Origin of the sequence: Zhongshania guokunii (assembly GCF_040892635.1) — a bacterium.
Classification (GTDB): domain Bacteria; phylum Pseudomonadota; class Gammaproteobacteria; order Pseudomonadales; family Spongiibacteraceae; genus Spongiibacter; species Spongiibacter guokunii.
Genome location: NZ_JBFRYA010000003.1, coordinates 123851 through 148339 on the forward strand (window position 1 = coordinate 123851; position 24489 = coordinate 148339).

20 protein-coding genes are annotated in these 24489 nt (G+C 51.2%); 10 read left to right on the forward strand and 10 right to left on the reverse strand.

Annotated elements, in window-relative coordinates:
* Nucleotides 1-93: 93 nt before the first annotated feature.
* Nucleotides 94-1455, forward strand: coding sequence for an MATE family efflux transporter (locus tag AB4876_RS04715; protein ID WP_368380495.1), 1362 nt, complete (start codon nucleotides 94-96; stop codon nucleotides 1453-1455).
* Here the strand turns inward: AB4876_RS04715 and AB4876_RS04720 are convergent.
* Nucleotides 1391-2758, reverse strand: a complete 1368-nt coding sequence (locus AB4876_RS04720) for a sterol desaturase family protein (protein ID WP_368380496.1) — start codon at nucleotides 2756-2758, stop codon at nucleotides 1391-1393. The two genes, AB4876_RS04715 and AB4876_RS04720, sit on opposite strands and share 65 nt — an antisense overlap.
* A gap of 254 nt (nucleotides 2759-3012) precedes the next feature.
* On the opposite strand from AB4876_RS04720, the gene AB4876_RS04725 reads away from it, so the two are divergent.
* Together AB4876_RS04725 and ald are read left to right on the forward strand one after the other, a co-directional pair.
* Nucleotides 3013-3849 carry an MBL fold metallo-hydrolase gene (locus tag AB4876_RS04725; RefSeq protein ID WP_368380497.1) on the forward strand — a complete coding sequence of 279 codons (837 nt, stop codon included), beginning with the start codon at nucleotides 3013-3015 and terminating at the stop codon, nucleotides 3847-3849.
* Nucleotides 3850-3905: 56 nt separating this feature from the next.
* On the forward strand, nucleotides 3906-5024 hold the full coding sequence (gene ald, locus AB4876_RS04730) for an alanine dehydrogenase (RefSeq protein ID WP_368380498.1): 1119 nt from the start codon (nucleotides 3906-3908) through the stop codon (nucleotides 5022-5024).
* Nucleotides 5025-5170: 146 nt separating this feature from the next.
* On the opposite strand, the gene AB4876_RS04735 is transcribed toward ald, so the two are convergent.
* Complete coding sequence (locus AB4876_RS04735; protein ID WP_368380499.1) at nucleotides 5171-7579, reverse strand: AsmA family protein; 2409 nt, start codon at nucleotides 7577-7579, stop codon at nucleotides 5171-5173.
* 249 nt (nucleotides 7580-7828) lie between these two features.
* Between AB4876_RS04735 and AB4876_RS04740 the strand changes: the two genes are divergently transcribed.
* The 4 genes from AB4876_RS04740 (at nucleotide 7829) to AB4876_RS04755 (ending at nucleotide 11329) form a co-directional block, all read left to right on the forward strand.
* Nucleotides 7829-8671, forward strand: coding sequence for a bifunctional transcriptional activator/DNA repair enzyme AdaA (locus AB4876_RS04740; RefSeq protein WP_368380500.1), 843 nt, complete (start codon nucleotides 7829-7831; stop codon nucleotides 8669-8671).
* Nucleotides 8672-8738: 67 nt separating this feature from the next.
* Nucleotides 8739-9770, forward strand: coding sequence for an IS110 family RNA-guided transposase (locus tag AB4876_RS04745; RefSeq protein ID WP_368380501.1), 1032 nt, complete (start codon nucleotides 8739-8741; stop codon nucleotides 9768-9770).
* 406 nt (nucleotides 9771-10176) lie between these two features.
* Nucleotides 10177-10695 carry an RDD family protein gene (locus tag AB4876_RS04750; RefSeq protein WP_368380502.1) on the forward strand — a complete coding sequence of 173 codons (519 nt, stop codon included), beginning with the start codon at nucleotides 10177-10179 and terminating at the stop codon, nucleotides 10693-10695.
* Nucleotides 10696-10789: 94 nt separating this feature from the next.
* Complete coding sequence (locus AB4876_RS04755; protein WP_368380503.1) at nucleotides 10790-11329, forward strand: YfaZ family outer membrane protein; 540 nt, start codon at nucleotides 10790-10792, stop codon at nucleotides 11327-11329.
* 212 nt (nucleotides 11330-11541) lie between these two features.
* Here AB4876_RS04755 and AB4876_RS04760 read toward each other — a convergent pair whose 3' ends face one another.
* The 7 genes from AB4876_RS04760 to AB4876_RS04790 form a co-directional block, all read right to left on the reverse strand.
* Nucleotides 11542-15081 carry a pilus assembly protein gene (locus AB4876_RS04760; RefSeq protein WP_368380504.1) on the reverse strand — a complete coding sequence of 1180 codons (3540 nt, stop codon included), beginning with the start codon at nucleotides 15079-15081 and terminating at the stop codon, nucleotides 11542-11544.
* 17 nt (nucleotides 15082-15098) lie between these two features.
* Nucleotides 15099-15608 carry a pilus assembly PilX family protein gene (locus tag AB4876_RS04765; RefSeq protein WP_368380505.1) on the reverse strand — a complete coding sequence of 170 codons (510 nt, stop codon included), beginning with the start codon at nucleotides 15606-15608 and terminating at the stop codon, nucleotides 15099-15101.
* Between the two features lie 11 nt (nucleotides 15609-15619).
* Entirely contained in the window at nucleotides 15620-16651 is a 1032-nt protein-coding gene (locus AB4876_RS04770) for a PilW family protein (protein WP_368380506.1), read from the reverse strand.
* A gap of 10 nt (nucleotides 16652-16661) precedes the next feature.
* A complete protein-coding gene (gene pilV, locus AB4876_RS04775; protein ID WP_368380507.1) occupies nucleotides 16662-17117 on the reverse strand; it encodes a type IV pilus modification protein PilV in 456 nt (151 codons plus the stop codon).
* A gap of 332 nt (nucleotides 17118-17449) precedes the next feature.
* On the reverse strand, nucleotides 17450-17944 hold the full coding sequence (locus AB4876_RS04780; protein WP_438273399.1) for a M48 metallopeptidase family protein: 495 nt from the start codon (nucleotides 17942-17944) through the stop codon (nucleotides 17450-17452).
* Between the two features lie 22 nt (nucleotides 17945-17966).
* Nucleotides 17967-18389 carry a DUF3010 family protein gene (locus tag AB4876_RS04785; RefSeq protein ID WP_368380509.1) on the reverse strand — a complete coding sequence of 141 codons (423 nt, stop codon included), beginning with the start codon at nucleotides 18387-18389 and terminating at the stop codon, nucleotides 17967-17969.
* Between the two features lie 43 nt (nucleotides 18390-18432).
* Nucleotides 18433-19932, reverse strand: coding sequence for a protein adenylyltransferase SelO (locus AB4876_RS04790; RefSeq protein WP_368380510.1), 1500 nt, complete (start codon nucleotides 19930-19932; stop codon nucleotides 18433-18435).
* 280 nt (nucleotides 19933-20212) lie between these two features.
* Between AB4876_RS04790 and plsB the strand changes: the two genes are divergently transcribed.
* The 3 genes from plsB to AB4876_RS04805 all read left to right on the forward strand — a co-directional run bounded on the left by plsB (nucleotide 20213) and on the right by AB4876_RS04805 (nucleotide 23842).
* A complete protein-coding gene (gene plsB, locus AB4876_RS04795) occupies nucleotides 20213-22696 on the forward strand; it encodes a glycerol-3-phosphate 1-O-acyltransferase PlsB (RefSeq protein WP_368380511.1) in 2484 nt (827 codons plus the stop codon).
* Nucleotides 22697-22736: 40 nt separating this feature from the next.
* Nucleotides 22737-23126: an MAPEG family protein gene (locus tag AB4876_RS04800; RefSeq protein ID WP_368380512.1), complete on the forward strand. Its 390-nt coding sequence runs from the start codon at nucleotides 22737-22739 to the stop codon at nucleotides 23124-23126.
* Nucleotides 23127-23239: 113 nt separating this feature from the next.
* Nucleotides 23240-23842, forward strand: coding sequence for a GNAT family N-acetyltransferase (locus AB4876_RS04805; RefSeq protein ID WP_368380513.1), 603 nt, complete (start codon nucleotides 23240-23242; stop codon nucleotides 23840-23842).
* Between the two features lie 278 nt (nucleotides 23843-24120).
* Here AB4876_RS04805 and AB4876_RS04810 read toward each other — a convergent pair whose 3' ends face one another.
* Nucleotides 24121-24405, reverse strand: a complete 285-nt coding sequence (locus tag AB4876_RS04810; RefSeq protein WP_368380514.1) for a type II toxin-antitoxin system CcdA family antitoxin — start codon at nucleotides 24403-24405, stop codon at nucleotides 24121-24123.
* Nucleotides 24406-24489: the final 84 nt, after the last annotated feature.

The window sequence follows — 24489 nt, forward strand, 5'->3', positions numbered from 1 at the left end:
AGGAAGCTGCGGCTTCCTTTTTTTATGCCCGTAGCATTTGCGGCAAGGCCCGCGCTGAGCTAGAGTGTGGCGGCTTTTTGCGTCGGAATTTCCATGTCTTTAATGTCTCGTCAATTATCCCGTCAGGAATTGAGTGCCCAGTTAAAATTGGCGCTGCCAATTTTTGGTGGCCAACTCGCCCAGTCGGCCAATGGCTTTGTCGACACGGTGATGTCTGGCCGCGTGTCCGCCTTGGATTTGGCGGCAGTGGGGGTGGGTGCCAGTATTTGGGTGCCGGTGTTCTTGTTTATGACCGGTATGTTGATGAGCGCCACCTCGGTGTTGGCTCGCCACGTTGGTGGCAAGCAATTGCAGCGTATCAACCCGCTGATGCATCAGGTGACCACTATCGCGATTGGGGTGGGGCTTATCGCCATGGTATTGTTGTGCAATACCGCGCCGCTACTCGAGTTTATGGATGTTGATCCCGCCATGCGTCCGCTGGTGCTGGAGTACCTGTTCGGCTTGAGCTGGGGAATGCCGGCGGTAGCACTGGTGTTGGCGCTGCGCAGCTATACCGAGGCCTTGAGCCACACCCGCCCAGTGTTAATCATTAGTGTTGTCGGGCTGCTTGCCAATATCCCTATCAATTACGTTTTGATCTACGGCAAGCTGGGCGTTCCCGCGATGGGCGGCGTTGGTTGCGGTTGGGCTACAGCAATTGTGATGTGGCTGATGGCTATAATGATGCTGGTCTATGTATATCGCCACCGGGTTTATCGAGAGGTTCGTTTAAGCTTTAAGCCTTGGCACTGGGAGCCACGCACCATCGCTTATTTACTTAAGCTGGGCCTGCCTGTTGGCATGACCATCTTTTTTGAAGTGAGTGTGTTTTGCATTATCGCGCTGTTTATCAGCCAGGCGGGGGCAGAAATTGTTGCGGGGCATCAGCTGGCGCTTAATTTTACTTCGCTGGTGTTTATGCTGCCCCTAAGTTTTGCATTGGCGGCGACCACGCGGGTCGGCCTTGCCCGCGGTGGCAATGACCCCGAGGGGCTGCGCCGCGCAGTGAAAATCGCGTTTAAAATTACCCTCTGTATCGGCGGCACGGCTGCGGCCTTACTGGTGCTGACCAGAGCTTGGATACCGTTAATTTATACCGATAACGCCGCGGTGATTAGCTTGGCGAGCTACCTTTTACTCTTTGCCGCCCTATATCAAATCTCTGATGCTATTCAGGTAACGGCAAACGGCTGTTTACGGGGCTTTGAAGACACTACTATCCCGATGGTATTGACCTTGTTCGCCTACTGGGGTGTTGGCCTGCCACTCGGCTATATACTCGCCATGACCGATTTAGCGGTGCCGGCGATGGGCCCCAGTGGCTTTTGGTTGGGTTTGTTTGCGGGGCTTAGCTCTGCCGCGGTATTACTTGGCCTGCGCCTGCGTTGGCGATTACGCCAGCCCTTGCACTAGGCTTGGTGCTTACGGGTGAATAATGCTGCGATGGCGCAAAGAGCGGGCTGGGTATTACTTGCGCTGTAACCGATTTATTACTGCGAATAGCAAAATCGTGACTGATACGTGGTTTATAGTCTGAATTACCGCTCATTACACGCCATTTTACCGCCCAGCTGGGGTTGGCCAGTAACTCATTACCCAATTGCATCACGCCCGCTAGGGTTAGGCGCAGTGGATTCATGTGTAAAGTTGGCTGGCCACTGAGACCAACGCGGGGCGTAGTGTTGCTGAGCGGGCAGTAGGTGCCAAAAATAATATCCCAAATATACAGTGGGCCACCGCCAATATTGACCAGATTCACTGCGCCGCTGCGCCCGCAGTGCTCGGGCTCTGAGGAGTGGTGCATATAGTGATATACGCCACCGCCCGAGATAAAACTCGCCACGCGAATGATTCGGCTGCGGGATGCCCAGCGATATAAGGCCGTCTGATGACCAAAAATCTCCGGAATCAAAATGAGGCAATTATAAATAATCACTTCGGTATATAGAGGATCAGTGCTGAATAGCTTGGTGCAGGCGCCCATCACTAAATTGTAGGGCAGGACTAAAAACACAAATAAGGGCAGGGCGCTAAACACTGCGAGAGTGGTGGGCTGGATCAGTGCCGGTGGCATGTGGTGAGGACGATGAAACAATAGCCATAGCAGCCGTTGGCTGTGGCCAAGGCGATGGAACCAGTAATGGAAAAATCCCGTTAGCACTGCAATGATAATGACCGCTAAGGGCGCTGGCGCATTGAAAAGGGTCGGAACATTCTGCATCACTAGCTGATGAGCAAGACTTACATTGAGATTTATCCAATGCCAGCCCACGCTAAAATCTAAACCAGATAAACTGCCAAGTACGGCAATGACCAGCAGTATTAAGGGGATGGCGGCGGTGGCGAGTATATTGGTAAGCAGAAAAACCGACAGCCACTGAATGGGGTAGGTCTTACCCTGTTCGCGCTTAAATAAAAAATAACCAGCCAGTATCATGACAAGCCTGAATAGGGTGGTGAATGCCAATAAGCAAAGAGCGCCATACCACAGCGAGGGCTGTTCATTGCGCAGCTGTTGCAAGCTATTGAGTAGGGGTTGAAAACTGACTAAGTCGCCAAGGCCGGGGCCGAGATACGCGCCTAGGTGCAGGAGCTGTAAAAATCCGATGCTGTAACTGAGGGCAAAGGCAATCACCAATGCATTGGCGAGTCGCCGATAGTGTTCGCCAATCTCGGGTATGTCAGTGTTGAACAGTAGATAGAATAAGCGTGTCACGAGTTTCTCTGCTTTGACCGCTACCGGCCCGAAAACCAGTGGTAAGACTAGTTGCACTAATCAGTGTTAGCGCTATTTGCACAATATACCATAAACGAGTATTTGCTGGCTGTTTTTTGACCTCATAACTTGCCACATTAGCCTGCTAGCTTAGTTTTGGACTCATAGCTTGCTATCGGTCAGTGAGGCTCTTACTCTGCTAGCTAAGGCTTTATGGTCAATTACGCGATAAGTTTAGAGGTGAGATGGGCTTTATGATGCAAGCAGGCGTATTGGAGACAATTCTTCCGGGTGTTCACCGCTTGGTAGCGCCTAACCCCAGTGTGTTAACGGGGCCGGGTACGAACACCTATTTACTGGGTAATAAGGCAATTACTATTTTAGACCCAGGCCCAGATATGCCAGCGCATACCGATGCCATTGTGGCAGCCGTGGCAAGTTTGGGGGGCGAGGTGGAGCGCATTGTGACCACCCACACCCACTCAGACCACTCGCCGGGCGCCGCCACCTTACAGGGTCATTATTCCGGTGTGCCGGTGATTGGCGCGCAGATTGTTGATGACGGCCATCAAGATCAGAGTTTTGCGCCCACCCAGGGCCTTGCCCACGACGATTGTTTTGTCATTGAGGACAGCTCGCTGCGTGCAATTTATACCCCTGGCCACGTTGCTAATCATTTTTGTTTTTTACATGAAGCCACCGGTACCGTATTTACTGGCGACCATATTATGCAGGGCTCGACCGTGGTGATTATTCCGCCAGCCGGGGATATGGCCGACTATGTTGACTCGCTTCGCCTGCTACTCGATTACCCCATGCACTATTTGGCGCCGGGCCACGGCAGTTTAATCGCTAACCCCCGCGCGGAGGTCGAGGCCTTGATTGCTCATCGTCAGGGACGGGAAGCGAAAATTGTCGCCGCCTTCAAAGAAGTCGTCAAAGGCGATCTCGACGACTTGGTGGCGGTGGCGTATCGCGATGTAGATGTCAGTATTCATCCCATCGCAAAATTGTCTTTATGGGCGCATCTGCTTAAATTAGAGAAGGAGTCTAGCGCTCGCCAACACGAGGGCCAGTGGGAGCTGGTGTAGATTGTAAGTAGAGAGGATATTTTTCTAGATTTAAGCAACGATGGAAAGGGGTTTGTATGCGTATCGGTGTACCCAAAGAAATCAAAGCTCAGGAGTATCGTGTTGGCTTAACTCCGTCGGCGGTCTTAGCGCTCACGCAGTGCGAGCATCAGGTTTTATTGGAGGCTGGGGCCGGTTTAGGCTCGGGTTACGGTGACGAGGAATACCAAACCAGCGGTGCTCACATCGTCGCTAGGGTGGGCGATCTATACCGGCAAGCCGAACTGATTGTGAAAGTAAAAGAACCACAGGCCGAAGAAGTAGCGCGGCTGCGCGCAGGGCAAATTTTGTTTTGTTTTTTGCACCTTGCCCCGAATCGCATACTGACCGATGCCCTTATAGGCAGTGGTGCCCACTGTATTGCCTACGAAACGATTACCGATGAGCAGGGGCGCCTCCCGCTGCTCAAACCCATGAGCGAAATTGCTGGGCGCTTAGCCACTCAGGCGGGCGCTCACTGCTTGGAAAAAGCCCAAGGTGGTTCGGGGGTTTTGCTGGGTTCGGTAGCGGGCTTAGATCCTGGTCATGTTTTAATTTTTGGCGGCGGTGTCGTCGGTAGTAATGCCGCCGATGTGGCGTTGGGCATGGGCGCCAAAGTTACTTTAATTGAACCTTTTGCGCCACGTCGCCAGAGTTTGCGCAGCCAATTTACAAGCGATCGCTTTACCGCAATTGGCAGTGAGGAGCTCGATGTGTCGGCGCTACTGGCCGAAGTCGATATGGTTGTTGGCGCCGCATTGGTGCCAGGGGCAGCGGCGCCTAAACTGTTAAGCGCCGAGGACCTCAAGTACTTGGCAGTTGGTTCCGTATTGGTTGACATTGCCGTTGATCAAGGCGGATGCTTCGCCACCACTCGGCCCACCACCCACTCGGCCCCAACCTTTGTCGAGGCGGGGATTGTCCATTATTGCGTCGCGAATATCCCCAGCGCGGTGGCGCGTACGGCCACCCAAGCACTCAGTCAGGCGAACTTGCCCTATGTGCAAAAACTGGCGGGCAGTGGTTTGCGAGATTGCTTACGTGCTAATCCTGGCTTAGCTGCCGGTCTTAGCGTGGCGCGGGGAATATTGACCTGCCCCGCGGTTGCTGGCGCTCAGCAGCGGGAATCTAAGCCTTGGAGCGCGGTGCTTGAGTGAGCAACCACGCCGCGCTTTGCGATAGTAAATCCTTTGATTGGCTAACTGAGTAGCGGGTCAAAAGCGGCGGTGTAGACGTCCAATTCTAGACTGCTACACCGCTAACCTTCGTTCCTTGCTCGGTTGTTAAGACTATTCAAACGCATTTATTTTTTGAAAAACTGATTGAATAATTGCTTGGCTGCTTCCCCATTCTCGCCGCCCATTTTACGGTCGATTAACTCCTGGGTTTTCTCCTCGATTTTATTCTTGGCTTTTTCCTTGGCAATGTCCTCAATGACACGGAAGTCCGGCAGGCAACTGGTGGCGCCAACCTTGTCAAAGCTCGCTTTGCAGCGAATAGGAATATCGCGATTCAATAACTTTTCATTATTTATTTTGCAGGCCATAGCCGCTTGGTCGGCTTGGGCGAGACGGCTATTCAATACCACGTCAAAGCTGTCTTCGGTTAAATCAACTTTACCGCTGCCACGCAGGGCCAGCTTGCTTACCCCAGCGCTTAGCTGTTCGATTTTTGCCACGCCTTTGGTGATCACAATCTTGGTGGTGGTGTCTTGCAGGTCACTATACAAGGGCCAATTATTAGGATCGAAGGTTTCCTGCTGCAGGCGAGTTACCAGCTGGCAGAAAGCGCGCTCGATATTCATATTGGTTAAACGTAGTTTCTGTGCGCTTAGTGCGATATTACCGTCGAGGTTCTTTTTAAGGCTGCTAATAGTGCTGCCGCTGGTGTTGAGGTCGAGATTAACATTGCTGAGCCCAGACAGTTCTTGGCTAATCTCTAAGGCGGTTAAGACCTTACCTAGCGGCAGTTGTTCGCTGTCGGCCTTGAAGCGAATTTTGGCTGCGCTGGCGCGGGAGTCCAGTTCGGTTTCAATTTTAAAGGGGCTATCGTAAACAAGGCCGCTAAACGGACTAATACGGCTAAGCCCTTGCTTGGCAGCAAGTTTGATATTGAGATTTTTAAAGGGTAATTCGCTTACCACTAGCTCACCAACTTTAAGGCTGGCATCAAGGTTTAGGCTATTTAACAGCTCTCTGGGCAGGCCGAGCTCATCGCTGCTCGGGGCGCTTGGTGGCGGAGCTTTATCGTTGGCCTTACTTGCGTCCGCAGCTGGCTTAGGAGGTAAATAATGGTCGAGATTAATTTTATCAACAACAAAACTCAATCTGGTGGCCTGGTCTTTATTCATAGGCAGGCTTACTTCACCGCTAATTGTGCTTGTGTCTAAAACGGCGTTGAGATCGGAAATGGCAATAAGCTTGTCGTCGCCGTTGATCTTGGCTTTTAAGCCCACCTTGCTGAAACTACTGGCTTCGGCCATCTCGGGAAGGCTAATGGCCAAGGTTTTAGCAATATTGCGGAAATTTGCTGGGCTGAGCTGCAGGCTGGCCTGATATGCCAAAGGACTAATGCTCGCGTTGGCCTCGCCTTTTAGGGTTAGCGTGTCACTACCAATATCGGCGGCCAATACTGTGTTATTTGCAGTGAAGCTGTTTAGTGCCGCATCAACTTTCAGTAGGGTGTCGAGTTTGATTTTAGTACTAATGGGAGTTTGATGCGCTGCGCTGTAGTTGAGCGCCGACTCCAAGCGCAAAGGCTTTGCGTCGCCGCCAGGCTGAATAGCCCCGCTGACATCAAGGGATTTTAATTCCAGCAAAGTGCCGTCTTTGGCCTGGTATTGCATACTGGTATCTTGCACTGCGAGTTCTGACAGTGACCAAACCAAGGCGTCTTTAAAATTGGCGGTAGCCGCCAGCTTGAGTCGCGTTTTTGCAGAGAGCTGTGCCTCTTTACTTTGGTGTTCGGCGCTGAGGCTGATGTCGCCATCATTAACAATAATATTGTCTAAGGTGTCGTTGATTTGTATTGTGGCGTTGAGGCTAAAATCTGCAGCTAAGCTTTGTTGAGGATCTTTGAATCGGAGCGCAGCGTTTAATTCAAGAGGGAAGGCCTCGTTATTCAACTGAATGTTTTCGCCGCTTAAATTGAGTTGGTCGAGGCTGATGTTTTGTCCGGTTTGGGCGTTGCGGTAATGCACAGTGCTGTTTGCGAGCTGAAATTTTTGAATACCCAGCTGCTGGGCTTTATTACCTTCATTTGTTGGTGTTTTTTCGGTGGCCGCAGCCTGTTTTCCTATCTTGGTCCAATTGCCAATGCCTTGGTCGTCGACAACTAAATTGGCATTCAGGCCCTTAAGCGTGACGCCTTTAATAACAATGTTTTTTTGCAGCAAGGGTTTGAGGGCTACGGCGAGTTGAGCTTGCTCAAAGCGCATAATCTCAGTGCTTTTTCCTGTATTTGAGTCGGCCGTGGTGGTGGAGTCAGGTATTGCTAAGCTGGCGGCACCAACGGCGATCTGGATGTCGGGAAAAATCTGCCAAGATAAATCGCCATCAAGATGTAAAACCAAGCCTTGATCGGCGGCGAGCTTTTCGATTTCACCTTTGAAAATATTGGGGTCTAGCCAAAATGCTAAGGCGGCGAGGGCGCTGCCGGCCAGAATGACAATACTGACCAGTCCGATAAGCGTGTATTTTATTGCGCGGGACATTTATCTCTCCATGTATAGCGGTCGTAGCAGCTTAGCGCGCCACATGTTAATAGCTGTATTGGTTTGACAGATCGCCGCTTATTAGTTCGCAGCTTGGTGTCGGCCAGCGTAAGGGCTCTAAGTATAGCCAAGTGTGCAGCAATCGCTGTGCCATTGGTATGATGCTCAGCATTACGCAAGAATCGGGTGGCAAGATCATGATGTGGTGGTCACACTGAGATCTATTCAACTAGTAGTGGCTGGGGCGCTATGACAGAGCAGCATATAAATTATCAGCGGGTGGCGAAGGCAATTCACTATCTCAGTGAGCGACAGGCGGCGCAACCGAGCTTGGCTGAGCTGGCCAACCATGTTGGCTTGAGCGAGTTCCATCTGCAGCGCGTATTTTCGGAGTGGGCGGGCATCTCGCCCAAGCAGTTTTTGCAGTTCTTGACCAAGGAGCGGGCTAAACAGCAGCTGCGTAAAGCCAGCGTGCTCGAGGCGGCGCTCGCCTGTGGCTTGAGCGGTAGCGGTCGCTTACATGATTTAATGATCAAAGCCGAGTGTATGACACCGGGCGAATACCGTAGTTTGGGGGCAGGCTTGCAGATTGTCTATGGGATTCAAGCTTCGCTTTTTGGCTACTGCCTTATTGCCAGTACTCAGCGCGGGATCTGCAAAATGGCCTTTTTTGACGACCTTGGCGAAGAGGGTGCGGTACTGCACGAACTGCAGCAAGAGTGGCCAGCGGCGGATTTGCAGCGGGATCAGCAGGCCGTCGCGGGCGTTTTTACACAGGTGTTTTCAGGTCGGGGTGATCCCTCGGCGCAGTTGCGGATATTGCTCAAGGGCAGCGAATTTCAGCTTAAAGTCTGGGAGGCGCTAATGGCTATTCCCCACGGTGAACTGTGTTCTTACCAGCAAATAGCTGGGGCGATGGGGATTCCGTCGTCGGTGCGCGCGGTGGCCAGTGCTATTGCTCGCAATCACGTCGCCTACCTTATTCCCTGTCACCGCGTAATTCGTAGTACCGGCGAATTCAGTCAATATCGCTGGGGTGCCCAGCGCAAGCAAGCTATGCTGGTGCACGAAGCAGCGCAAACGCCAATATAAATAATGAAATGGACGCCCCTTCTATACTGTGAGTACCGAAGTTACTTTTGGAAATCGGAGGGCCATTATGAACACAGTAGCGGTAGTAGGTATCGATCTGGCGAAGCAGGTTTTCCAGATACATTTTGCAGATGAATTTGGAAATAAGCTTCTCAATAAGCAAGTTCGAAGAAGTAAGTTATTGTCGGCACTAAATCAATTGCCGCCATGTTTGGTTGGTATGGAGGCCTGTGGTAGCTCGCATTATTGGGCAAGAGAAATCAGAGCTTTAGGCCATGAGGTTAAGCTCATGGCACCGCAATATGTTAAGGCTTATGTTAAGACCAACAAAAATGATTCTGCCGATGCAGAAGCGATCGCCGAAGCGGTGACCAGACTGGGCATGCGCTTCGTTGATATAAAAAATGCAGATCAGCAATCAGTTTTGTTGCTGCACAGAGAGCGTGAAGGGTTAACGAGGGAGCGAACATCACTCATAAATCGGATTAGAGGCACACTGAGTGAGTTTGGGGTCATTATTCCGAAAGGGCCTAATAAATTAAAAGTGTGGTTCAGGGATGAATATTCCCGCCACGAGGCAGCCTTACCAAGTATTTTGCAGCGGCATACCCAGCGCTTACTGCAGCGTCTACGGAGTCTTGAAGGCTCGATAGCGGCACTTGATGAGGAAATTGATGCTGAGAGTCAAAGTGATGAGGCATGTCGTCGACTGGAGGAAGTGCCTGGTATCGGAAGATTAACGGCTTCAGCGCTTCGGGCCTCAGTAGGCAATGCGCGATCATTTAAAAACGGAAGAGAATTTGCGGCGTGGCTAGGGCTGGTGCCACGACAGTATTCGAGCGGCGGAAAGCAGCGGCTGCTAGGGATAAGTAAGCGCGGTGATGCCTATTTGAGGCGAATGTTAATTCATGGAGCCAGAGCTGTACTCCGGCACATGAACCCGAAACGTAGTGTCACGCCGTGGTTAGACTCGTTGTCGAGACGGCGGCATCGTAATGTAGTAATTGTTGCGCTGGCGAATAAGTTGGCGCGCATAGCTTGGGCGCTGCTATTCCATCAGCGTCGATATGAGGAGCAGTATCTCGTTACTGCAATGTAAACAAGGATGACGTCAGTTTGTGCGTAGGTGAAATAGTATTGATGGCAAGACGGTTGCACCGTGGTCTGGTAAATCTGATCTTAACTTTGTTCTTCGAGAACGATTCAAATGTTTAGAGCCAGATCAGCGGAATTCATTAGGGACAGAGGCAGTGCTTCAATTAAAGTCCGAACAGATGGCTGCACAACCAAATTGTTTCAATATTTTACTTGCACAAAATGGGGCGTCCATAGATGTTAATGTCGGCGGGCGTGCTGCTAATTTGTAGATGCTGTAATGTGCCCTTGTTATGATTCCTTGCCGTAGCTGTCTGGTGTATTGGCGAAAACAAAGCCCAATCATCGCTGTCTATCTTTAATAATTCATACCCCCAGTAGAAAACTTAATTCACCACAGTGGAGTAGCTATGGACGATATACCGCAGTTATCAGAGCCAGATAAATTAGAATACGCGGGTTTTTGGATACGGGTGCTGGCTTCCATTATCGACACCATGTTGTTTGGCCTGCTGCTAATTCCTATTTTTGCCCTCACCATGGGCGATGCCCAGTGGTCGAGTATGGAGCGTGACGGTATGCACGCCTCAACAATGTCCTTCCAAGCAATGGGGATGAGCAGTGGTTTGGGAATATTATTAAACTATGTTCTGCCCGCGGTGGCCGTTATGGTGTTTTGGTTTTACAAGTCGGCTACGCCGGGCAAGATATTGCTGAAGCTCCGTATTGTTGATGCCAAAACTGGCGGCAAGCCCTCCGCGTCACAGTGGTTGATTCGTTATTTTGGCTATTATCTTTCGACCTTCGTAATGATGCTGGGTTTTATTTGGGTTGGCTTGGATCGTCGCAAGCAGGGCTGGCATGACAAGATTGCTGGTACGGTGGTCATTAGCGACAAGGCCAAGGAGCCGGTGCGGTTTCAGGGGTAGTAGTAAAAATCCCGATCATATAGGCAGTTTCGGTTAGGAACGTGTATGGTAGCGATTTTATTTTTAGATTTTTGTAAACAGGAGAATCAGTAGCATGAAAGCCCCATTTATTGCAGCTTTACTATTGGCTAGCGCGAGCAGTTCGGTAATGGCCGGCGGCGTCGCGTTTCGCTTTGGCTCAGACAGCTTTGGTGTGTCAGTGGCCGGCGATATGAGCCCAGAAAGCAGTGCACAACTGGACTGGCTACATCACGATGATGATGCCGATATGGTCGCTTTGGGTTTGTATGCCAATGGCCAGCGCGGCGCAGTGAGTGGTCGCGTAGGGGCTAAAGCGATTGGTCTTGAAGGTGACGACGCCGATGTTAATGGCGGCGCGGTCGCGTTTGGCGGCGACGTAAGCTTGCCCTTAAATGAAATTGTGCGCTTACGTGCTGGCTTGTATTACGCGCCAGAAGCCACTGGTTTTGGCGATATTGAGGGCTATGACGAATGGTCTGTTAGCGCTGAATTTAGCCTCTTCCAAAATTCCGCTATTCAAATCGGTTATGGCAGTATGGATTTTGATGCCGACACCGGTAAGAAATTTGAGTTTGAAGAAGGCGCCTTTGTGCGTTTACAGCTGCGCTTGTAAGGCCAAGCTAAGTCTTCGTCAGAAGCCCCGCTTTTTATAAAGTGGGGCTTTTTTATAAGCTAATAATTGACCGCAGGCAGCAAAAATTTGCTTAGGGTATAGTCATCCGATTACTCATTAGCGCCACCAACACTTGGTGACGGTATAAACCGTGGCGGGGCTATCTGCGGCAGTGAAAGTGCAAGAATCTTGAGGTGGATTTGGTCATCGAATCATTGTAGCTGCCACCATGCCTGTCGGCCCAGCTCATGGCCGGAGCCCCTTTCTAGCGTAATGCCAATACCGCCTCGCGAGCCCGAGGTGTATTTATACTCCTTTTCGCCGGCGCCAATGATACCTGGGCGGGTGAGTAATTGATCAAATTTTTTAGCGCTGGATGGAAAAAATTCGTCGCTGAGATTCGTCATATCATCGTCGTTAATTAAACCGTCGCCATTGATGTCGATCACGGTGTCGGGGAGGCGACCGCCATTAATGCTGTCAATCTCCATCAGCCAGCCAGTGCCACCGAAATTGCAGGGATCGGCCGAGGGAATGAGGGTGGCAAAGATCACGCGGCCATTACGCAAAATGGCTTGGTCGATGACTCGCTCACCGGCGCCATTGGCGGCAGAAGGGCTTGTTAAATCTACGTACCAACCTGCTTTTGCGCCGTAATCAACCGTGGTATTTGATACCACTCGAACAGCAAATTCGGCACTGCCACCGCGCAGCGTGGGTGTGCCCTCATAGCTAATTGTCTGCTGCTGTAAATTACTGCGCGCTAGGATTTGGCTGCCGTTGTCGCGAAGGCCGTAAAAGCTTTGTAGTTGTGGTGAGCTAGTGACGAGGGAATCGCCGTTTTCAAAATATTTGCCGGTGCCGAAATAAATCATGATGCCGCCGTCGGGATGGCGTCCAGAGGTCATTCCTGCGGTGATAGCTTGCGCGCTGCCGTCTGGTGCTTTGGCGACAAAGAATGGCTTTGGTGTGTTCCCCGATTTAAAAGCAACTTTCCATTGGCTGCTATTGTTGCTGCTTAAGTCAAACTTCCATACATTGCCATTGAGGTCGCCGGCGTAGACATAATCGGTAATACGGTCGCTGTCGCTATCTACTGCCAAAATATCGCCTAGACCGTTATTGCTGCCGGCGACCTCGGTGTCGATTGCTTTGATTAATTCCCCAGTTTGAAGATTAACTAATAATAATTTTACGGTGTCGCCGCTGTTATAGCCGTTGCCAAATATTGCGACCCAGTCGCCACTTGCCAGCCGCGTGAGCACAGGATTACTCATACTCATACCGAGTTTATGGCTGTCGCTGGCGCTAGTGTGGAAATCCCACAGTATATCGCTGCTGTCGACGTTGCTGGGGTCACTGACATCAATTGCAAATACTGAACCGCCTCCGGCGCCGCTGCTGCCCACCAATATCGAGTGCCATGAGTCATTCCAATAGGCATCTAACACGAGGGGTGAGCCGTCTACGAAATATTTGTGGCTGTAATCGGGTTTGCTCAGCGATGCTAAATTCGGGTAGGCGCTAGCCGGTATATAGGCAAATTCCTCGGTGCCACTTGTTGCGTTTAAAGCATGCAACATACCGTCGTTGGCGCCAACATAGAGCATGGGTGGTTTGGTTTTTTTTGCACTTAGGTAGGCTTCATAGCTGCTGCCGGCGCTGCCAGGCAAGCGCTTAAAACCGTAGTTTTGCTGCCAGTGAAAATAGGGGTTGGAGTTGATGATATCGCCAAGCAGGTGCGAGCGAATACGGTAATTGGCGTTCAGCCCTTCTAAGCTTTGATCGCCACGTAACCAATTTACGCGCTGCGGTCCCGCAATTGATATATCGGCAGCATTGAGGTCGACCGTGAGCGCCAGCTGTTCGGTTACAGATAAATTGTCCCAGCTGAAGTCTACGGCAGTTCCTGGGCCTGAGATTGGGCTTATCCACGTTAGTATATTGCGGTTGGCGTGCGGGGGGATGCCGCCATTGGAATTAGTATCCCATTGCTCAGTCGCTAAGTCCCCATCGCTGTCTACTTCGTAGGCCTGTATTTGCCCAGACCAATCGCGACTATCGTAACGGGCCTGGAATATTATGGTGTCGGAATCTAAACGGGTGGAATTAGTCGCAATAGAGGCCGATGAGCTAATTGATTGCAGAATTTGGGTGATTGCAGACTTTAATTTCTCGGCGATTTCAACGGGTTTGCTGGCAATCAGCAGTGCGCCACGACCATTGATAGTGGCGTGCCACAAATCGTCGATGGCGGTGGGGCTGCGATTCTCAAAGGAGGTATGCCAGCTTGGTGGGCTTGTATAGGGATCAGCTGGGTTGTCGGGGTCATATAAAATACCGCCAGTGCCCAAGGTGACTGCATAGCTGAGCATGTGTAAATCGGTTTTGCAGTCTAGGGCAGGAGGTGGATTCTTACGGTTACAGGCCGCCGCCATTGGCACTTGCCCAGTGGCGAAATTTAAGCGCAGCGGATTGTCGTAATATTTCATGGCGATGTCGGCCATGGTCGAGCTAGCGGTGTCTTCGTAGGGCGCACCTTTACCTGCGTCTTCATTGCCGACACCGCTGATGCTACTGACGTTGCTATAGCCATCGGTAAAGAGGATGGCGGCATTGGCTTGGCAGGCGTGGGTAATAGGCGCAGCGCTATCGCTGCGCTGAAACTGGCTGCCGGCATGATTGAGGGCTTCGCGATTTGGGGTGCCGCCGCTATTGCCGCCGCGGGTGTAAAGAGTGTCGTAAAAGCTGTTACGGTCGGCACTATTAGCGAGTGTTTTCATGCTGACATCGCGGAGGTTATTAATGGTGAATTCGCCAAGCCGCACATTATTCACGTCAAAGAACGACAGCGCGACACCAGCGCGAGTCGCTAAATGACGTTTGCGATAATAGGAAAACCAATTGGCAAAGTTCTGGGCCATCGCGGTATAGGCCGCCGACGTTGAGAAATTCGCAGATTTAATTTCATAGCCATAAAGCGCGCTTGCGCCGTCTGGGGTATAGCCTGTTAATGTGGTGCCGGTATAGCCATAGTCGCTGGCTAGCGGCTCTTTTAAATAAAAGGTAGCGGGGTAATAGTTAATTATTTGGCTGCCAGCACTTGTTGCTACGTTGCCGTTACTCAATAACATGCCAGTTTGAAAATAGAAACTTCCGGTGGCGATGTTTATGTTTGGTAGGAGATTAAAAGTGAAATCGCCTACGCTGGGATCACTTGGCGCACTGGCAGGAGTGATGTTGGCGAAGATATTGGTGCCAACACTGGGCCAAGGTAGGTAGCTGTCATCTGGATTAAAATAGGCCTTGTTGTAATCTGGCGAGCGTGCGAAGGCAAATTGCGCCGTGGGTGGAACTGCGTAGTGGTCATTGTTGTCATCCCCATAAACGCGTTTGCCAGCACCGGTGCCATTGGGGAAAAGATAAATATATTTTTTCCAAGTGCCGTCGGCGCCGCCGACCTTATTGAAATTGAGGACGCCAGCCGCACCGGCATCGTTTTTATCTAAGCCGACAAAACTTTTATTGCCAGTGTGCCACCACAAGGCGCCATCGTTAGTGGGCATGAGCAGCTCAGCGTCCATACTGCCCGAGTCATCAATAGCGATAATAATATTCGGCCTAACGCCGGTGGCCAGCGACAAAGGGGTGTCGGCAATATCGATCTCGGCCAGGCTATACGCTGAACTAATAGCGAGTAACACTGGGCCGAGTGTTCGCTGTGTCCAGCGCAAGGCGGCATTCCCGTTCATACTCGGTCCCCATTGTTTTATTCGCGGCGATATATAGTGCGCAGCACTACCATGGCGCGGTCGCTAAGCCCAAAGCCTCTGGCAGTAACACGATAATTGGTGATTATTTGTACTGCGGTACCGGCATCAAGCGGTGCTTTAGCATCGTCAACTTGTTTAAGTTCTTCGATATAAAATTGCGGTGCGCTAGATGTGTCATCAATGGCGTTGGCGGTGCGCCAGCCAGTGGAAGCAGGCTCGCGCCAGTTTGGCGGAGTGCATTCTTGTCCCGTGCCGCTGCATTGCTGGTACATGCCATTGCTGCCGTCGAAGGGTCCTACCGAAGCGCCTTGCAATACCAATTCACCGGCGCGGAGCGCAGCCTCGGCGGCTTGAAATGCGGTGTTAGTGTCGCGGGCATTGCCCGCCATACGCTCCTGTAAGGTAGTAGATTGCAGGGCGCTGGCGCAAATAGCGGTGAGGATCAGCATAAAGACCAGGCTGATAAGAAGTACCGCGCCATGCTGGGACCGCTTGTTTAAAACCATACAATAAGTCCTCACGGCAGACGATTGCGAATGGCCACCGCGGTGCTATATACCTGACGCAAGCGCTGATCACTGGGCACAGCCGCACCGTTGAAAATAAGATTATTTTGTACGAACTCCCCCGCAGCGCCGACGATGTTGTCATCGGTGCTGTGCATGAGTAATTCAACGCGAACACTCAGTACCGCAGCCCAATTACTGACCTCGGCGGCGCTGCGGTAAACATCAATATTGCGGTCGTCGTTAGTGTCTTCACCGTAGCTTACTTGCATATCTTCAACCCCTTCCACCAGCTCGGTGGCAACTGGTGTTGCGCCGCTGCCAAGATTGCGGGCCTGCACCCACAGCGAGTGAATGGGATTGCCCGCTGGGGTGTTGCGGCCGGTGTCGCGCACAAAATAGACGAGAGATTGAAAGCCCATAATCTCAGCATCGCTACCGTAAACCTTGCTTAGCCTGTTAGTGATATTGTTGTTACTGGCGTGAGCGATGGTGATATGGCCGCTATTGCCATTGCTATTCGATACCGTCGTTGCGCTGAAGAGATCGGCGGTAATGCAGTCAGTAATAAAAACGAAGTCGTCGGCGCCTATACCGGCAGGGTTGCTGTTAATTTGGATGTTGGCGTTGTTAGCTCCCATATTGCCGGTAAGCGAGGCGGCTGGGGTGACTGCGCGTTGAATAAACACCATGTCGGTATTTTCTACAGCGTCGTAGTCGTTGTCGGCTCCGACATTGTCTTCGCCCACCAACACGCCAGTGCTAATAAAATTCAAATCATCTGGTGGATTCTTGGCAATAATATTTACCGGAATGCGCTGTAGGTTTGCGCAGCCCATATAACCAGACATCCGCAAATCCCTGCTGAGAAAGCTAGCGGCGAAGCGACCGCTCTCCTGCAATCGCGCGGCGGCTTCGAGTACTCGTTGGCTGCGCTGGCTGGCAAGGGTAACTTGGATTACGGCGGCGCTGAGTAAGAGGCCAAGGCTCATGGCAATCATTAGTTCAACAATGCCAAAACCAATTTGAGCACGCAGCTTCATAGCGGCCACCTCACAGCTCGGTAGAAAAGATAAAAGCCTGCATGTTCCCACCGTCAGCATTGGCCTCGCGGCTACGGCTAATACGGCTTTCATCCCACTGCACGGTAACTGTAAAAATATTGCCCTTTTTGGCAATGGCGCCGTCGCCCGCCGTTAAGCGTGACCCAATAGCGGTAAACCAGTCTTGAAGATCTATTTGGGCGATAGTGTTCGGCGTTATGCTGGGTGCCTCGGCACTGAGGGAAATTGTGTAATCGCCCGCTAAAGCCGCATTGCGATTGGCGCGCATGCGATCGACTATTTCATAGGCCAGTAGGGTGGCGTGGGAGCGCACATCGGCAGTTTGATTGAACTTGATGGCGTTAAGATGGGTAGCGACGCTGCCCATTACACCAGTGGCTGTCACTAAAAGGGCGACCAATACTTCGATTAGGCTGTAGCCTGCGGAGCGCTGAGATTTTGTCATGGCAAATTCCATTTGCGACTATCGAACTACAGTGAAAAAGCGTGAATGCTTTACTGCTATGCAGTTGCATCATTGCAGAACACTTAATGCACTGATCTAAAATATCGTACCAATCCGTGGTACTTAATTACCGTGCCCAGCAAAGCTTAGGTAATTCAATTGCCAGAATATTGGCAGATATTAGTAGTGCTTGTCTAGTAGCGCGCGCGGAGATAAATGTGTTGATACTTAGGTTTGCGGCTTTATTATTTATGTGGAATTGAATAAGACGCCATTTTAGATTCATATTTTGAAACCATTGATTGTGAGATGAATAGCCCCTAATCGTTGTTTTAAAGCTCGCGTGCGGTGAGGTAAATCCGCAAATCAAACTCCAACTGGTGGTAGTGGGGCAGCATGTATTCGCAGAGTTTATAGAAGGCTTTGTTGTGATCGTGCTCTTTCAGGTGAGCGAGTTCATGGACCACTATCATTTCTAAGAATTCGGGGGGCGCTGCTTTAAATAGCGAGGCGACACGAATTTCTTTCTTGGCTTTTAACTTTCCGCCCTGCACTCGCGATACCGCAGTGTGTAAGCCGAGTGCGCGGTGGGTTAGGTCGAGGCGGTTGTCGAATAAGACTTTGTCGATTTGCGGGGTGTTGCGCAGGTTTTTCTGCTTCAATTCTGTGACATAGCGATATAGGGCTTTGTCACTTTGAATGTCGTGGCGTTGCCCGTAGCGCTGCTCTAGGTAGGCGTCAATGCGCTGCTCAGTGATGAGTTTGCGCACTTGGTTTTGTAAATGCTCAGGGTAGGCTTGCAAGTATTTTAAATTGAGATCACTCACAGTCATAGTCGCCTGCCCTTAATTACGCTGCGTGTGCCGCGTAAGCAACGGTAAATGCGGCTTCTTGAAACTGCTTTAATCCGGTATCGGCAAACTGGATAGGGCAGGGATTCTCGGCAATGGCGGCTTTGAGTTGACTGGTGTTTAGCACCTGCACGTCGAGATTGGCAATTAACTGAATAGCGGCTTCGAGTTTAAAACTGACGGCGCCACCGGCAAATTTTCCTTTTGTTAAACGGCCTTTTATAACTACTTTGTCTACGCTGTAATCGCTCATTAACTTTGCAAAGGCCGCTTGAAATTGCACAAGTTCTTCGCGGCCATGTTCTTTAGCTAGGCTTAATTTGCGAGCTCTGCAATCGGGAATATTAAATTGCTGCTTCTCTAAATTAAGCAAACAAATAACGGCATCATTGCCGCTGAGTTCTACACCACAAATTCGCATTATGTATTCCTGATATGAGTGTTAATTTTCTGAATTGTAAAACTTACGTTCCACAAAAGGTTTGCAGTACTTGCTCGTTGCTTTTGGCGGGCATGGCGTAGCGCAGCTTTTGTGGGTCAAGATCGTGGGGCTTGGCGAGCACCTCGACCAATTGATTAAAAAAGCTAAAATCGCCATTGCGCTCGGCGGCTGTTATGGCTTCTTGCACTAAATGATTACGGGGAATAAACACCGGATTAGCCTTAAACATTTGCGCTTGGCGCTGTTCAGCAGTTTGCGGGTCGTCACTTAGGCGCTGGCGCCACTGTTGCAGCCAAGGCGTAAAGGCGTCGCTAAATTCAAATATTTCACGAATGCTGGTGTTGATGCAGGCGCCTTCATTGGCTAACTCGCTGAGGCGGCGAAAGCACAGGGTAAAGTCGGCACGCTCTTTTTTCATCAAGATCAGCAGGTCTTGATAAAGGCTGTCGTCGTCGGCGGTGAAGCTGCTCACGCCAAGTTTGTCTTTGATAATATCTTGGTAAGCCACCAAAAAGAGGTTTTGAAACCCGTCAATGGCTGCTTGGGCGATGGCGACAGCAGTGTTTTCATCGGCCTCGGGGCTCGGGTCTAAGATAGGCAGCAGCGCTTGGGCGAGCTGCATAAGGTTCCAATGAGCAATCGCCGGCTGGTTGCCGTAGGCGTAACGGCCGTTGTGGTCGATCGAGCTAAATACGGTTGCAGGATCAAAGCTTTCCATAAACGCGCAGGGGCCGTAGTCGATGGTCTCGCCGCACAGCAACATATTATCGGTGTTCATTACGCCGTGAATAAAACCTACAGATTGCCACTGGGCGATGAGTTTGGCTTGGCGGTCAATAATCGCATTGAGCATGCTTAACACTGGTTTGCTGGTTTGCGCTGCCGCCGGGAAGTGTCGCGCTATTAAATAGTCGCTCAGTATTTGCAATGCTTCGGTGTCGCGGCGGGCAGCAAAGAATTGCATGGTGCCAACGCGGATATGGCTCTGGGCCACGCGGCTAAAAACGGCGCCGGGCAAACCTTGGTCGCGAAATACCATCTCGCCAGTGGTCACTGCACCAAGGGCGCGGGTGGTTGGGATATTTAGCGCAGCCATAGCTTCGCAGAGAATATATTCGCGGATTACCGGCCCGAGCGGTGATTTGCCGTCGCCGCCCCGAGAGTAAGGGGTACGCCCCGAACCTTTTAGCTGCCAGTCGTAGCGTATGCCGTCGCGGGCCATTAGTTCGCCGAGTAATACCGCGCGGCCGTCGCCAAGCTGGGGATTCCAGCCGCCAAACTGGTGGCCAGCATAGACCGCTGCTAGGCTTTGGGCACCGGCAGGTACGTGATTGCCTGCCATAGTGGCAATGCCTTCGGGCGAGGTCAGCCATTCAGGCGAAATATTGAGCTGCTTGGCTAATTTGGTGTTGATTCGAATTAGGTCTGGGTTGGCGACGCTGGTGGGTGCTTGCTTGCTGTAAAAGCGCTCGGGAAGCTCAGCGTAGCTATTGTCAAATTCAGGGCTGGATGATGGCGTCATGACATTGGCCTGTATAAAAACGGTAAAACGGCGGGTGTAGAGTGTAAGTGCCGGTGCAGTGGAGGGGATTGTACCTTAATAGTGTTGTATTTCCTGCAATGGTACTGCTGGTCTTGGCCGCTGAGGCAGTTGTTAGCAAGATGAGTGAAATACGCGACGGGAGCGTCCAGACCAAGTAAAATCGCCGCCAGTGGCCTAAAACGGGCCAATTTAGGCGCTGCCCCAAGGATAAAACTAAACGCATAATTGAGCGCCCTATATAACTAAGGATTTGAGCATCATGCCGTGGTTTACCCGTTTGTTTTTTGTGCTGTGTCGACTGTTGTCGGCGCCATTCCTCGCTGGGGTAAAGCCCAAATTACTGCAATTTGACGAGGCCTTGCACGACGAACTACAGGGCAAGCCGGTGTGCTACGTACTGCGCTTGCACAGCTGGACAGACCGTTTCTTGCTAGAGCGCATCTTTAAGGCCCACAACCTGCCCCTATTGCGGGCGTCGCCGGGTAAACTGCCAGACACCGAACGCGCGGGCTGCCTGTATTTGCCAGTGTTGGCGGGTCAGCGCGGCGGTTCACGCGGCCAGCAAACCATGGCAGGGCTTATTCAGCAAGCTGCACAGGGCGACTACCCCCTTCAGATTGTGCCGGTGTCAATTTTTTGGGGTCGCAACCCCGGTAGTGAAACCTCATTTTTTAAGTTGTTATTAGGTGACGGCGAACGCGCCGGCGCACTGCGCAAACTGCTTATTATTATTGCGCAGCGGCGCAATGTTCTAGTGCATATTGCCCAGCCCTTAACCTTTGACAAGTTTGTAGAGCGCAAGCAAGACCCCGCCGCTGCGGCGGCCATGCTGGCGCGCTTGATGTCTTTCTATTTTTCGCGGCGTGCCACCGCAACCTTGGGGCCGCATTTATTGTCTCGGCAGCGGATTGTAGACGTGGTGCTGCGTCGACAATCAGTGCGTGATGCCATCGCGAGCGCGTTGGAGTCACCGGACGAAAACGCCGCGGCGGTTAATAAAAAGGCCCGTAAGATGGCCGAGGAAATAGCGGCAAACTACGATGACCGCATGATTAGGGCGCTGGAACTGATTCTCAGCTGGGTGTTTCGTAAGATATTTGCCGGCCTCAATATTTATCATATCGATCGCCTGCGCGAGACCGCCAATAGCCGCCAACTTATTTACATGCCGTCGCACCGCAGTCATTTCGACTATTTGCTAATTTCTTACACCCTATATGTGCAAGGCTTGGTGGCACCGCATATTGCGGCCGGCGTAAATCTTAATTTCTGGCCGGTGGGTGGCTTGCTACGGCGCGGCGGTGCGTTTTATATTCGCCGTAGCTTTGGCGGTCAGCCCCTCTATTCAGCAGTATTTAAATCGTATTTAGATGTAATTCTGAGTCGTGGTTATCCCATGGAGTTTTTCCCCGAGGGTGGCCGCAGCCGCACAGGCCGTTTATTGCCGCCCAAAAAAGGCGTGCTAAAAATGACGGTGGAGAGTTTTCTTCAGCAGCCGGGGCGCTCGGTGGCGATGGTGCCGATTTATGTGTGCTATGACAAGCTGGTAGAGAGCGCCTCCTATGTTAAGGAATTGCGTGGTGCAAGTAAGCAGAGCGAGTCCGCTGGCGGCCTGCTAAAAGCGCGCAAAATCTTTAAATCATCCTACGGCAGCCCCCATGTCGCCTTTGGCGACCCGCTGAGCTTAGATGAGTGCTTTAGTCTCATTGAGCCCAACTGGCGGAAATTGGCACAGGCGGGAGATCGCAGCTTTGTGCCCGCGGTTATTGATTACATCGCCCAAGAAAACATGGAGCGGATCAATGCCGCGGCGGTGGTCAATCCGATTGGCTTGGTATCGATGATCCTGCTGTCTAGCCCCCAGCGGGCCATGGCCGAAGACGAATTGCTACTGCAAATCGATCATTTTGTGGCGCTGTTAAAACGCCTGCCCTACAGCCCAGACGTAACCCTGCCGGAAGGTGGCGCCGCAGAGATTTTTGAACAAGCGGCACGCACCGCTGGCCTGTCGCGAATCGAACATCCCTGGGGGCCAATCATCACCGCGACTGGCAAAGAAGCGGTAATGCTGACCTATTACCGCAACTCGGTAATGCATGTTTTAGCGCTGCCTAGCTTGATTGCGCGCTTCTTTCGGCACAGCCAAACCGTTAACGAGGCCGAGTTAATTGAGGCCTGCGTGCTCCTGTACCCCTTTGTGAAGCAAGAGTTGTTTTTGCGAGTGCGTCTAGAAGATTGCGCCGCTGATGTTAAGGCGCAAATCGATAATTTAATCGCCTTAAACTTACTTAGCCGCAATGAGCAAGATGGCACGCTGACTCGCGCCAACGTCGGCACCGAAACCTATGCGGTGCTCACCGGCCTCGGCCGAATATTGCGAGAAACCTTTGAGCGTTACACCGTAACCAGCTTGCTGCTGGTGCAAGAAATTTCAGATACCCCCGCGCCGCGCATGGATATAGAACAGCACACCATTGAAATGGCTCAGCGCTTGGCCATCCTAAGTGGCCGCGAGGCGCCAGAATACTTCGACAAAAACTTGTTCCGTGTTTATATGGACACCCTCATCCAACAGGGCTTGTTACTAGTAGAAGAGCGCGACGATCAGCAGTTGTTGCGCGTTGATAAACGTCTAGAGGCTTTATCTAAGCGTTGGGTGGCTCTACTAGGGCCAGACGTACAGCAGAGCATGCAGCAGCTGATTCGCAAACAGGCTATTAATAGCGGCGCAGACGCTGAGTAATAAAATTAATCATAAATAACGTCACAATAAGGAACGCATAATGGCTTTAGTCGCGGTGGTAATGAGTTTAATTTTAATTGAGTATTTTGTGTTTGTGATGCTGGTTGGCGTAACTAGGGGTAAAACCGGCATTCAAGCCCCGGCCATGACCGGCGACCCAAAATTAGAGCGCATGCTGCGCGTGCAGTTAAATACCTTGGAGCAGCTGGTGTTAGTTATTCCTGCCATGTGGTTGTTTGCCATGTATGTAAGTGCGCCGGTGGCTGCTGGTTTGGGCGGCCTGTTTGTGATTGGCCGCGCGTTTTATTGCAAAGGATATATGGCTGCGGCCGAAAAACGCAGCCTAGGTTTTGGCATCGGCGGCTTGGCCACCATTATCCTGGTTTTCGGAAGTCTTATTGGCAGCGCGATGGTAGCCTTTGCGGGCTAAGCTGTTTAAATAGGCATCGAGCTAATTAACTCGGTGCCTAATGTTTTGCGTCCCAAGTATTGGCATCAGCTTTGCTTTTCTATCGTTATTAATGGATTAAAGCGAGAAACGTTATGGTGTTTGATAAGGTCTTCGATAAAGTAATTTTGGAAGGTCCACGAGTGCGCCTGGAGCCAATGTCAATCAGTCACAAAGACGGCTTGAGCGAAGCGATATCCGACGGCGAACTGTGGAATATTTTTGTTACCAAAGTCCCTCACCCTGACGACCTCGATGAATTTATCGGCAACGCCTACTATGCGCTAGAAGAGGGCGACGGCCTTGTTTTCTCCATTATCGATAAACGCAGTGGCAAGGTAGTTGGCTCCAGTCGCTATATGCGCGCCAGCCCGCCAAATAAACGCGTAGAAATCGGCTTTAGCTTCATTGCCAAATCCCACCAAAAAACCCACATCAATACCGAAGCCAAACTCTTGATGCTGGAACACGCCTTTGAAAACCTAAAAGTAAATCGCGTCGAGTTTGTTACCGACTTCCTCAACCATAACTCCCGCAGCGCCATTTTGCGCCTAGGCGCCAAGCAAGAAGGCATTCTGCGCAACCACATGGTAATGGCCGACGGACGCGTGCGCGACTCCGTGGTGTTCACCATTATCAGTAATGAATGGCTGGGAGTTAAACAGCATCTTACGGCGAAATTGGCACAGACTGCTTAGGGTTGGCTTGGTGTGAAGCTTGTTGGTTTTCTCAATAGCAGCTAGCCCGCAATTAGCGAGCTAACGTCTAACTGGGTTCGTGTTATGCCATCGCTGGAGGTGTGTTATTGCAATTACCTCTAGCCGCCTCACTCTGAACTTGATTCAGAATCTAAGGCTACGGGAGTGATTCACGGCCACCACACTAGATGTTGGGTCAAGTACAGCATGGCGGCGTCGTCAACGGGGGTGAGCAATGGCGTGATTTCTAATATCGCTCTGTATGGGTATGAAGCCATTTAGAAAAAAGCGTGAACGAATTGTCGTACTGTAAGGCAATCAAACTCCCTGAATTCGTCACCAAAACAGCCATGTTCATCTATAAATTGATTGTAGTCTTGTATGGCGTTCTTGTTTTCATCGGCCCATTTCTCAGAATTTAACTTTGCTAATTTGTCGCTAAGGGCTTGCTCAAGTGTTGCCGAGAGATTGGTTTTTAAGTCTCTGCACTTTTTGAGTAAATTGTGGTTTAAACCAAAGTTTGTAGACTCTTTTGGGGATTTTTGGACAAATAGGCGCTGCATGATTTAGTCCGCTAGCCGAATACATAGCTATCATTCTGCGCATGTATGGGGGTATTGCAAGCCCAAGTTAAATCTTGATGCGCC

Excerpts from the sequence above, each read along its gene's own strand:
- AB4876_RS04725 (WP_368380497.1), top strand. The coding sequence starts at position 3,013 with ATGATGCAAGCAGGCGTATTGGAGACAATTCTTCCGGGTGTTCACCGC.
- AB4876_RS04755 (WP_368380503.1), top strand. The coding sequence starts at position 10,790 with ATGAAAGCCCCATTTATTGCAGCTTTACTATTGGCTAGCGCGAGCAGT.
- ald (WP_368380498.1), top strand. The coding sequence starts at position 3,906 with ATGCGTATCGGTGTACCCAAAGAAATCAAAGCTCAGGAGTATCGTGTT.
- AB4876_RS04790 (WP_368380510.1), bottom strand. The coding sequence starts at position 19,932 with ATGACGCCATCATCCAGCCCTGAATTTGACAATAGCTACGCTGAGCTT.
- AB4876_RS04810 (WP_368380514.1), bottom strand. The coding sequence starts at position 24,405 with ATGCAGCGCCTATTTGTCCAAAAATCCCCAAAAGAGTCTACAAACTTT.
- pilV (WP_368380507.1), bottom strand. The coding sequence starts at position 17,117 with ATGACAAAATCTCAGCGCTCCGCAGGCTACAGCCTAATCGAAGTATTG.
- AB4876_RS04715 (WP_368380495.1), top strand. The coding sequence starts at position 94 with ATGTCTTTAATGTCTCGTCAATTATCCCGTCAGGAATTGAGTGCCCAG.
- AB4876_RS04735 (WP_368380499.1), bottom strand. The coding sequence starts at position 7,579 with ATGTCCCGCGCAATAAAATACACGCTTATCGGACTGGTCAGTATTGTC.
- AB4876_RS04740 (WP_368380500.1), top strand. The coding sequence starts at position 7,829 with ATGACAGAGCAGCATATAAATTATCAGCGGGTGGCGAAGGCAATTCAC.
- AB4876_RS04745 (WP_368380501.1), top strand. The coding sequence starts at position 8,739 with ATGAACACAGTAGCGGTAGTAGGTATCGATCTGGCGAAGCAGGTTTTC.
- AB4876_RS04800 (WP_368380512.1), top strand. The coding sequence starts at position 22,737 with ATGGCTTTAGTCGCGGTGGTAATGAGTTTAATTTTAATTGAGTATTTT.
- AB4876_RS04750 (WP_368380502.1), top strand. The coding sequence starts at position 10,177 with ATGGACGATATACCGCAGTTATCAGAGCCAGATAAATTAGAATACGCG.
- AB4876_RS04805 (WP_368380513.1), top strand. The coding sequence starts at position 23,240 with ATGGTGTTTGATAAGGTCTTCGATAAAGTAATTTTGGAAGGTCCACGA.
- AB4876_RS04765 (WP_368380505.1), bottom strand. The coding sequence starts at position 15,608 with ATGGTTTTAAACAAGCGGTCCCAGCATGGCGCGGTACTTCTTATCAGC.
- AB4876_RS04770 (WP_368380506.1), bottom strand. The coding sequence starts at position 16,651 with ATGAAGCTGCGTGCTCAAATTGGTTTTGGCATTGTTGAACTAATGATT.
- AB4876_RS04760 (WP_368380504.1), bottom strand. The coding sequence starts at position 15,081 with ATGAACGGGAATGCCGCCTTGCGCTGGACACAGCGAACACTCGGCCCA.
- AB4876_RS04785 (WP_368380509.1), bottom strand. The coding sequence starts at position 18,389 with ATGCGAATTTGTGGTGTAGAACTCAGCGGCAATGATGCCGTTATTTGT.
- plsB (WP_368380511.1), top strand. The coding sequence starts at position 20,213 with ATGCCGTGGTTTACCCGTTTGTTTTTTGTGCTGTGTCGACTGTTGTCG.